The organism is Pseudarthrobacter linnaei, from assembly GCF_055412825.1.
Map to the genome: position 1 here is coordinate 105973 of NZ_JBVAYX010000011.1, position 8834 is coordinate 114806.

General features: G+C 62.4%; 10 protein-coding genes. 2 read left to right on the plus strand and 8 right to left on the minus strand.

What is annotated here, in order from left to right; translation table 11 throughout:
- Positions 1 to 6: 6 nt before the first annotated feature.
- The 3 genes from ACZYZ3_RS12100 to ACZYZ3_RS12110 are packed head-to-tail and all read right to left on the minus strand — an operon-like array spanning position 7 to position 2813.
- A complete protein-coding gene (locus ACZYZ3_RS12100) occupies positions 7 to 1056 on the minus strand; it encodes a hypothetical protein (RefSeq protein ID WP_463964057.1) in 1050 nt (349 codons plus the stop codon).
- 43 nt (positions 1057 to 1099) lie between these two features.
- A complete protein-coding gene (locus ACZYZ3_RS12105; RefSeq protein WP_463964058.1) occupies positions 1100 to 2050 on the minus strand; it encodes a glycosyltransferase in 951 nt (316 codons plus the stop codon).
- Between the two features lie 7 nt (positions 2051 to 2057).
- Positions 2058 to 2813, minus strand: a complete 756-nt coding sequence (locus ACZYZ3_RS12110; protein ID WP_463964059.1) for a glycosyltransferase — start codon at positions 2811 to 2813, stop codon at positions 2058 to 2060.
- Between the two features lie 219 nt (positions 2814 to 3032).
- On the opposite strand from ACZYZ3_RS12110, the gene ACZYZ3_RS12115 reads away from it, so the two are divergent.
- Positions 3033 to 3914 (plus strand): glycosyltransferase family 2 protein, encoded by an 882-nt coding sequence (locus ACZYZ3_RS12115; protein WP_463964060.1) that lies wholly within the window; start codon positions 3033 to 3035, stop codon positions 3912 to 3914.
- A gap of 70 nt (positions 3915 to 3984) precedes the next feature.
- Here ACZYZ3_RS12115 and ACZYZ3_RS12120 read toward each other — a convergent pair whose 3' ends face one another.
- Genes ACZYZ3_RS12120 through rfbB form a run of 4 tightly spaced genes read right to left on the minus strand, consistent with a single transcriptional unit; the run spans position 3985 to position 7573 of the window.
- Positions 3985 to 4395 carry a DUF2304 domain-containing protein gene (locus tag ACZYZ3_RS12120; RefSeq protein WP_463964061.1) on the minus strand — a complete coding sequence of 137 codons (411 nt, stop codon included), beginning with the start codon at positions 4393 to 4395 and terminating at the stop codon, positions 3985 to 3987.
- An 11-nt stretch (positions 4396 to 4406) separates the two neighbouring features.
- Positions 4407 to 5153 carry a glycosyltransferase family 2 protein gene (locus tag ACZYZ3_RS12125; protein WP_463964062.1) on the minus strand — a complete coding sequence of 249 codons (747 nt, stop codon included), beginning with the start codon at positions 5151 to 5153 and terminating at the stop codon, positions 4407 to 4409.
- Positions 5150 to 6571, minus strand: a complete 1422-nt coding sequence (locus tag ACZYZ3_RS12130) for a sugar nucleotide-binding protein (RefSeq protein ID WP_463964063.1) — start codon at positions 6569 to 6571, stop codon at positions 5150 to 5152. Before ACZYZ3_RS12130 ends, ACZYZ3_RS12125 begins: the two co-directional genes overlap by 4 nt.
- Positions 6572 to 6574: 3 nt before the next feature.
- Positions 6575 to 7573 (minus strand): dTDP-glucose 4,6-dehydratase, encoded by a 999-nt coding sequence (gene rfbB, locus ACZYZ3_RS12135; protein WP_463964064.1) that lies wholly within the window; start codon positions 7571 to 7573, stop codon positions 6575 to 6577.
- Between the two features lie 55 nt (positions 7574 to 7628).
- Between rfbB and rfbA the strand changes: the two genes are divergently transcribed.
- Complete coding sequence (rfbA, locus tag ACZYZ3_RS12140; protein ID WP_463964065.1) at positions 7629 to 8498, plus strand: glucose-1-phosphate thymidylyltransferase RfbA; 870 nt, start codon at positions 7629 to 7631, stop codon at positions 8496 to 8498.
- Between the two features lie 109 nt (positions 8499 to 8607).
- Here the strand turns inward: rfbA and ACZYZ3_RS12145 are convergent.
- A partial coding sequence (locus tag ACZYZ3_RS12145; protein ID WP_463964066.1) for an LGFP repeat-containing protein occupies positions 8608 to 8834 on the minus strand: 227 nt, incomplete at its 5' end.

Sequence of the window (8834 nt, forward strand, 5' to 3'; positions counted from 1 at the left end):
GACAACCTAGGCACCCAGGTAGTCGGCGGCATCTTTACCGAACCGCTGTTCGACGAAGATGTCCGAGACTTCGCGTTTGAAGCGGTCCTTCTCGCCCAGGATGGCCGTCCGGTAGGAATCCTGTTTGGCGATTTCCGCTGGAAGGTCTTCCATTAGTTGCGGAAGGAGAGCGGCGGCGGACGCTACTTCGGTCGGTCCCGGGGTGATCTTGTGCTCCCAGGGCACGGGTACGTCCGAGTAGAAGGCGCCCGAGCCTCGGCGGCCGACCACAGTCAGGGCACCCGATAAGGCGGCCTCCCGGGGCATCCGGTCCTTGCCCGGGTGGAATCCCAGATCAAGGTAGATGCCACATTCTCCGAGTGTGGAGGTGACCTCAGTCCGGGTCATGCCTTGAATGGGGCGCCATTCGATGGACTGGTCGCAGACTCGCATGACCTCCCGGATGATGTCCCCACCCTTGACCGGGTTAAAAGTCACGAGGCGGTGGTTCCGGGATCCGTTCTCGCCGCGGGAGAGGAATTCAGCGCTCGGGGTGTAGTCCGAAAGCAGCGACGGCACGACGTTAAGGTGGGAGAAGAGGAACGCCCAGGCGTACGAGGACTGGACCGCGTGCACAATGCGGCTTTTCGCGATGCTGCGGGGACCCACGTGGTTCTTGATGGCGCTCAGCCTCGGAATCAGCGTTTCCCGAAGGGACGCGAGAGGGCTTCCGGCCGATCTGAGGGCGGTGCGACCGGCCGCAAACGTCGGCGAGTAGTCGATGCTAAGCCACCAGCAAATGGGCGTCGCGCGCTTGTACGAATGCAGCTCCGATATGTATACCTCGGGGACCACCACCACATTGCCTTCGACATCGACGGCGGCCGGCGCCTCCGGCGCATCGTAGATCCCGAACTGCTCCGCCCGGGGCACCGATGCCGTGGCGGGGTGGGGCACCAGGTATGCATCCTGGCCGAGTTCACGGAGCATATCCACAAGCTGGTGTAGGGCCTCGGGCCCACCCGTCCGCAGCCCGCGGGGGTAGAGGACGTAGATCTTGTGTGAATTCTCAGGCATCAACTGAACTTTCGTGTAGGTCCGGACGAGCCGGGGCGGGTGTCTAGCGCAGCCTCGCGGCGAGCTTATCGTCAATCTTGCCCATTCGGCCCCGCAAGGCATCGCGGATGCCGTTGACGGCGGCCAGGGCGTGTTTGCGCCGATTGGGCCCGTATACCAGGCGTACTGCCATGCTCTGAAACTCCATGGTCATGCGACGCAGGACCCAGCGGGGCTGTCGCCGGAAATATTTACGGCCCATGACCAGGGAGTTTCTCGTGATGTAGTAAACACGGAAGGGGGCGTGATAGTGGACGAAGAAGCGCTTCCGGCCGAGGCGGGCGTGCCAGCCGAGCACGCGAAGCGGGCGGGCGTCGCCCAAAGAGTGTTCCAGATTACATCCCTGTCCCGCGATCGCCCGGAGCCCGGCGTTGCGGGCGCGCGCATTGAATTCGGAGTCGACGCAGTCGATAAAAAGGGATTCATCGAGGTATCCCAGCCGGTCAAGGGCCGTGGCTCTGATCAGGGTTCCTGACTGCATTGGGTCAAAGACCTCAGCTTCCGGCTGGCCGTCCATAACCGGCAGCGGCACCCCGTTGTGAAGCTGCGCACAGATCATGGCGATGGTCTCTCGGGACGGCGATCCCTGCTCCGAGTCGAGCGCCTGCCGGATGTAGTCCCCGGTGAACCGCGAATCCTGGTCCATCGTGACCACCCACTCCGGTGACCAGCGCTCTCGAGCCGCCTTGATTCCTGTGTTCAGGGCAGCAGCGATGCCTGAGTTCACCTCGAGTGAGAGAACCTTGGCGCCCAGCGCCTCGATCTGGGCGAGCACCGGCTCCACTGCTGCGGAGGAGCCGTCGTTCACCACGACGACGTTAGGAACATAGCGAAGTAGCCAGTGGATGTTCGCCACCGCGTCTGCCGTGGGGTTAAACACTGAGACGACGGCGGCCACGCTGCTGAACTGGGTGGGATTCAAGGGGTCTCTCGTCGTGGGTGTGTCTGCGCTCAAGAGGTCCTCACTTGGCACCCGCCAGGCGGGCCCGGCGCCAGGCCACCGCAATGTTCTTGATGAAAGCAAGCCTGGCCCGCAGGATCTTGGTCAGTCCCCGCATGCCGTCGGGCGTCAGGTTCTGGCCGTGCAGGCGGTGCAGGATCGTGTCGGCTTCGAGGTAATTGATGGACCGGTTCATGTTACCAACAAGGGCGATCCACTGGTCGTGGGACTCGGTCATGTGCTGTGGGAAGGGAAGGACCTGTCCCAGGAGCTCACGACGGAAAGCCATTGCGCAGCCCCAGTGCAGCCGGTAGCCAACGAGAATGCCGATGATGTTGCGAACCCGGCGCGGAGAGTCCTCCGCGCGGAGTCGAACTTCGTGGAAGCGTCCAAGCGGTCCCTCGATGTGCCGGCAATTGCTGGCGACCATCCTGTGCTGCTGGAGCGCACTGACCATGAGCTCCACGCGGCCGGGAATCCAGATGTCGTCCTGGTCCGAAAGGAAGACGTATTCACCGCGGGCCTGTGTGAGGGCGCGTTCGAACGTGCGGACGTACCCTGCGTTGGTGCCGGCATCGATCAAGCGGATGCGGGGATCTTCGATCGCTTTGACAACGGCCGAGGTGGCGTCGGTGGAAGCGTCGTTGACAACGACGAGTTCATCGTGGGAACCCAGTTCGGCAAGGATGGACCGGATCTGCTCTTCGATGTGGAGGGCGCCGTTGTAGGCGGCCATGCAGACACTGATGCGCGGCATAGGGGGGGAAGGGGCATCCATACGGTGAAATGTCGCTTTCTTATTGCCTTGCCGAGGCGACGGGCAAGCTCGGAACAAACATCAACCAGTCTAACAAGCGTCCGCGGTGGGACGGTCGGAGGGCGTCCTTCCCATATAATCGGAGGACCGCCGTCGGACTGCACCTGAATCCACGCGCATATCTGTGAAGCAGCCCAATCGATACCAGCGGCTGAACCCACCGGAAGGAACCAAAGGTCCATGACCGTTGATGTAATGTTGCCCTACTACGGGGACGTAGACCAGATGAAGCTGGCGGCCCAAAGCGTCATGAGCCAGCAGTATCAGGACTGGCGGCTCCTGGTCATCGATGACGGTTACCCGGATCCTGAACCCGCACGATGGTTCTCCACCATTGAAGATTCCCGGGTCAGCTACCAGCGGAACGAACAGAACCTCGGCGCCAACGGCAACTACCGCAAGGCGCTCGGACTCGTCGAGTCCGAGTACGTGGTGATTATGGGTGCGGACGATGTCATGCTCCCCAACTACCTTGGTCTTGTGGTCAGCGCTTTCGAGGCTTACCCCGCCGCCGATGTCGTGCAGCCCGGCGTCCAGGTCATTGACGAGAAGGGCATTGCCTGCACCACTCTCGTGGACACGGTCAAGAAGGTCTATGCTCCCAAGACCAGCGAGCGGATCGAGCTTAAAGGTGAGCAGATGGCCACCAGCCTCGTCCGTGCAGACTGGGCCTATTTCCCGTCGCTGGCCTGGCGGGCCGAGACCATCACCCGCATCGGATTCACCGAGGGCCTGGACGTTGTGCAGGATCTGGCACTTCTCCTGGACATTGCTGCCGAGGACGGCTCGATGATCGTGGACCCGGTTCTGGCCTTCCTGTACCGCCGCCACTCGGCCTCAGATTCGTCCGTCCGGGCCCTCGATGGCCGCCGCTTTGACGAGGAACGCCGCTTCTTTGAGCTTCAAGCCGACCGGTTCGGCGTGCTCGGCTGGAAGCATGCGGCGCGTGCCGCCCGGTTCCATACAACGTCCAGGCTGAACGCGGCCTCTGTCGTGCTGAAGTCTGTGTCCAAGGGGCGCGTGGACTCGCTGCCCCGGCTGATGAAGCACATCGTTAGTTAGGCCCGACCGAAGCCTCGGGAAACCAAAGGTGGCCGGCACGCTGTTGCGTGCCGGCCACCTTTGCGTCCGGTTACTGCGAGTCGGCTCCGGGCCTGACGTTGAGAACCGGGTCATTCGCCGGGCGCGGCGGCCCTGGTGCCCCTTGATCCCTGAGGTCCTGCAGGTCCGACCGGAGGATGGCGACTTCTTCCGCGAGGATCCGCACCTCATCTTCCGCCTGGGACTGCTCGTGGGAAAGATGAAGACAGACGCCGACCAGGAGGACCAGAGTCATGATAAACAGCAGATTGGCCGGAATCTGGATTCCGAGGAGGCTGCTCGCCTGGTTCAGGAGCTGCGGGAAGACACTCAAGATCAGGGTGCCGATCCCGATGATGATCCACAGAACAGCGTATTTTTCCCTCAGTTTTTGGGTGCGGAGCATCTCAAAAACGTAGATGAGTATCGCCACGACGACGATGAGGCCCATAATGAGTGCCATTGTGAGAATCCCTAATTGGTGGAGGGGGTTGACCTTTTTCGGGTCAACGCGAAGAGCAGCGCGAGCCCTGAACGGCCAAGATACAAGGCGGCTTTGACCGGGTCATGGCTGGGCTGACCGCCCTGGCGTTCACGCATCGAAACCGGCACTTGGCGGACGGTGCACCCGGATCGGACGGCAACCACCAGGGAGTCAATGGTATCTCCCAGGTATTCGGCGGGGTAGTGGTCGACGTACTGCCGGATCGCCTTTTCGTTGGCGGCGCGGAATCCTGAGGTGACATCCGTCAGCCGGGTGCCGGCAATGCGGGAGAGGCTCCAGGCCAACACATTCATCGCCCATTTCCTGGGGCCACGTACCGAATAGGTGCCCTTGTCCGCGAAGCGGGCCCCGATGGCGATATCGGCTTCCCGGAGTCCGTCCAGCACGGCCTTGATGTCCCGGGGATCGTGCTGGCCGTCCGCATCCACCTGGATGACCTGCGTGTAGCCATGGGACTTCGCATACTTGAAACCGGTCCGCATGGCGCCGCCGACCCCCATATTGAACGGCAGGCGGAGGACGTGGGCGCCCGCCGCACTGGCTAGCGCCGCGGTGCTGTCGCGGGAACCGTCATCAATGACCAGGATGTCGCACGCCGGTCCGTACTCAAAGACTTCCCGCACGGTAGTGCCGATGACCTCGGCCTCGTTCCACGCAGGCATGATGACGAGCGTCTTGTGGCGGACGCCCGGGGTGGCTTCCGAGGCATGGGTCATGGCTTCGTCCGCATGTTGACGTAATCTATGAGGCGCTCGGCCGCCGGCGCCGGTGAGAAACCCGAATCGCGAAGCTTGTCCAGCGCCAGGGTGCTCGCCGCAGGCCGGGGTGCTGCGTCCTTGTCCTTGAAGTAGTCCGCGGCACTGACTCCAGTGACGGCGTCCCGGGACCCGGTGATGAGCTCGTACACGTCCCCGGCAACGTCCGCCCAGGATTGCGCTTCGCCGTCGTTGCTCAGGTTGTAGGTTCCGAACGGGGCACCGCTTTCGAGCAGATGCCGGATCCCGGCGGCGATGTCCTGGGTGAAGCTGAGCCGCCCGATCTGGTCGTTGACCACCGAGGGCCTGACGCCACGGTCCGCGAGGGACGCCATTGTGCGGACGAAGTTGCTTCCCTCGCCGATCACCCAACTTGTGCGCACGATGTAGTGGCGCGGCACGACGCTGACGACGGCGTCACCCGCTGCCTTTGTCTGGCCGTAAACCCCCAGCGGGCTCAGCGGTTCGGCCTCAGCGTGGACATCGCTGGTGCCGTCGAAGACGTAGTCCGAGGAGACATGGACCAGGGTCAAATCATGCTCGACGGCGGCGCGAGCCAGCCGGGCCGCCGCGGTGACGTTCACCGCCCACGCGGACCTGCGGCCTTCAGCGGTTTCCGCGGCGTCGACGGCGGTGTAGGCGGCAGCGTTGATGATGGTCGAGTAGTTCTTCCAGTTCCTGGCGGCATACGATTCCTCGCTGCTGAGGTCAAACCCGGACCGTCCGGCGAATTCGACGGACGGGTCGCTGCTGTAGAGTTCCCGCAGGGCCTTGCCGAGCTGGCCGTCGGCACCGACGACGAGGATCCGTTTCGGCGGCATGGGAACAACCTCGGCGAGGCGGGGGTGGGCTTTGTCCTTGTCCGACAGTTCAGCCTGGTCCAGGGGAATGGGCCAGGCGATTGCGGCGCTCTCATCGCCGAGATTGAGGAAGGTGTACTGTTCCTGGGCGTCAGCGGACCAGTGGTCATTGACCAGGTAGGTGTAGGCCGTGTTGTCCTCGAGTGTCTGGAAGGCGTTGCCGACGCCGCGAGGGATGAAAATTGCCTGGCTGGCATCCAGCTCGGCGGTGAAGACGGTGCCGAACGACGGCCCCTCGCGGAGGTCGACCCACGCGCCAAAAATCCGGCCGGTGGCCACGGAAATGAACTTGTCCCACGGTTCCGCGTGGATTCCACGGGTCGTGCCGGCCTTTTCATTGAAGGAGATGTTGTTCTGCACAGGGTTGAAATCCGGCAGCCCGAGGGCGACCATCTTTTCCCGCTGCCAGTTCTCCTTGAACCAGCCGCGGTTGTCGCCATGGACCGGCAAGTCATACAGCACAATCCCAGGAATGGGCGTTTCGCGGGCAGTGAGCTTCTTGGAGAACTCGATCGACATCGCTTACTGGCCCTGTTCCTGGTACTTGGCCTCTGTTGAGGCCTTCTGGGGACGCCACCATTCCTCGTTGTCCCGGTACCACGCAATGGTGTCCTCGATCCCGGCGCCGAAGTTGGAGAAGCGGGGTTCCCACCCCAGCTCGTTGCGGAGCTTCGAGGAATCGATGGCATAACGCAGGTCGTGTCCCGGTCGGTCCACGACGTGGTCGTACGCATCGGGGGACTGGCCCATGTGCTTGAGGATCAGCTCCACGACGTCCTTATTGTTCTTTTCTCCGTCGGCGCCGATCAGGTACGTCTCGCCGATCCGGCCCTTGGCAATGATTGCCAGGACAGCGGAGGAGTGGTCGTTGGCGTGGATCCAGTCGCGGACGTTTTCGCCCGTGCCGTAGAGCTTCGGACGGATTCCGTCGATCACATTGGTGATCTGGCGCGGGATGAACTTCTCCACGTGCTGGTAGGGGCCGTAGTTGTTCGAGCAGTTGCTTATCGTCGCTTGCAGGCCGAACGACCGCACCCAGGCGCGCACCAGCAGATCCGAACCTGCCTTGGTCGAAGAGTACGGGCTGGACGGGTTGTACGGGGTGTTCTCCGTGAACCGCTCGGGATCGTCGAGTTCCAGGTCGCCGTAGACCTCGTCGGTGGAGATGTGGTGGAAGCGCTTGCTGTGCTTGCGGGCAGCCTCGATCAGCGTGTAGGTGCCGATGATGTTCGTATCCAGGAAGGGGCGGGGATCGTGCAGCGAATTGTCGTTGTGCGACTCCGCAGCATAGTGCACAACAACGTCGTGGTCGGCAACGAGTCCGTCCACGAGGGCGCCGTCGCAGATGTCACCCTGCACAAAGCGGAAGCGCGAGTCCGGCAGTCCCGTCAGGGACTCGACGTTGCCGGCGTAAGTGAGCTTGTCCAGCACAGTGACATGATCGTCGGTGTTTTCAAGTACATAGTGGACAAAGTTCGAGCCGATGAAGCCGGCGCCGCCGGTTACTAGAAGTCGCTGCATAGTCCCCTACGTTACCGGATTTGCTGAGCCACACAGTGAAGGGAATGATAGAGGGATGCGCGGAATAATACTTGCCGGCGGTACCGGCTCACGACTTCACCCCATCACCCTGGGTGTAAGCAAGCAGCTCGTCCCGGTTTACGACAAGCCGATGATCTATTACCCGCTGTCAACGCTCATCCTGGCGGGGATCAGGGACATCCTGATTATCACGACCCCGCACGATGCTGAGCAGTTCCAGCGTCTGTTGGGCGATGGCTCGCAATTTGGCGTCAGCCTCAGCTACATCCAGCAGCCTGCGCCTGACGGATTGGCACAAGCATTTGTGCTGGGAGCCGAGCACATCGGCAACGAGCCGGTAGCGCTGGTCCTGGGCGACAATATTTTCTACGGTCCGGGGATGGGCACGCAGCTGCGGCGTTTCGAGAACATCGACGGTGGCGCCGTCTTCGGCTACTGGGTTGCGGATCCCAAAGCCTACGGTGTGGTGGAATTTGATGAGTCGGGCAAAGCCATCTCCTTGGAGGAGAAGCCGCTGGAGCCCAAGAGCCACTACGCGGTGCCGGGGCTGTACTTTTACGACAACGACGTCGTAGAAATTGCAAAAAACCTCAAGCCGTCTCCGCGGGGGGAGCTGGAAATCACGGACGTGAACAGGACCTACCTGGAACGGGGCAAGCTCCAGGTGGAGATCCTTCCCCGCGGCACGGCATGGCTCGATACCGGAACGTTCAGCGACCTCAACGACGCCTCGAACTTTGTGCGCACCACGGAGAACCGTCAAGGCCTGAAGATCGGGGCGCCGGAAGAGATCGCTTGGCGGCTGGGTTTCCTCAGCGACGATGAACTGCGCCAGCGCGCCGAGCCACTGGTTAAGAGTGGTTACGGAAGCTACCTCATTCGGCTCCTGGAGCAGGGCGCCTAGCACGAACCGGATCCAGCGAAAGGTACGGGGGCCAATCTGGCCCCCGTACCTTTCTCAGTTTTCAACGCGGCTCCGGTCTCAGGGACCGGCCGGGGCCGGTCCCTGAGACCTAGCTCGGCTGGATTCTGGCCCCCAGGGTTGCCGTCCACGTGATTTTTCCGCCGGTGAACTGCTGGGTGCAGGTGGTGTTGTTGGTGGTGCAGGTTTGGGTGTTGGTGGGGTATCCGAGGGGGCCGTTTTCGAATCCTTGTTGTCCCCAGGCTGTTTGGATCGGGCCGAGGGTCATGGGGGCGGCGCCGGAGAGGGGGGACCACATGATGGAGCCCTTCTCGAAGT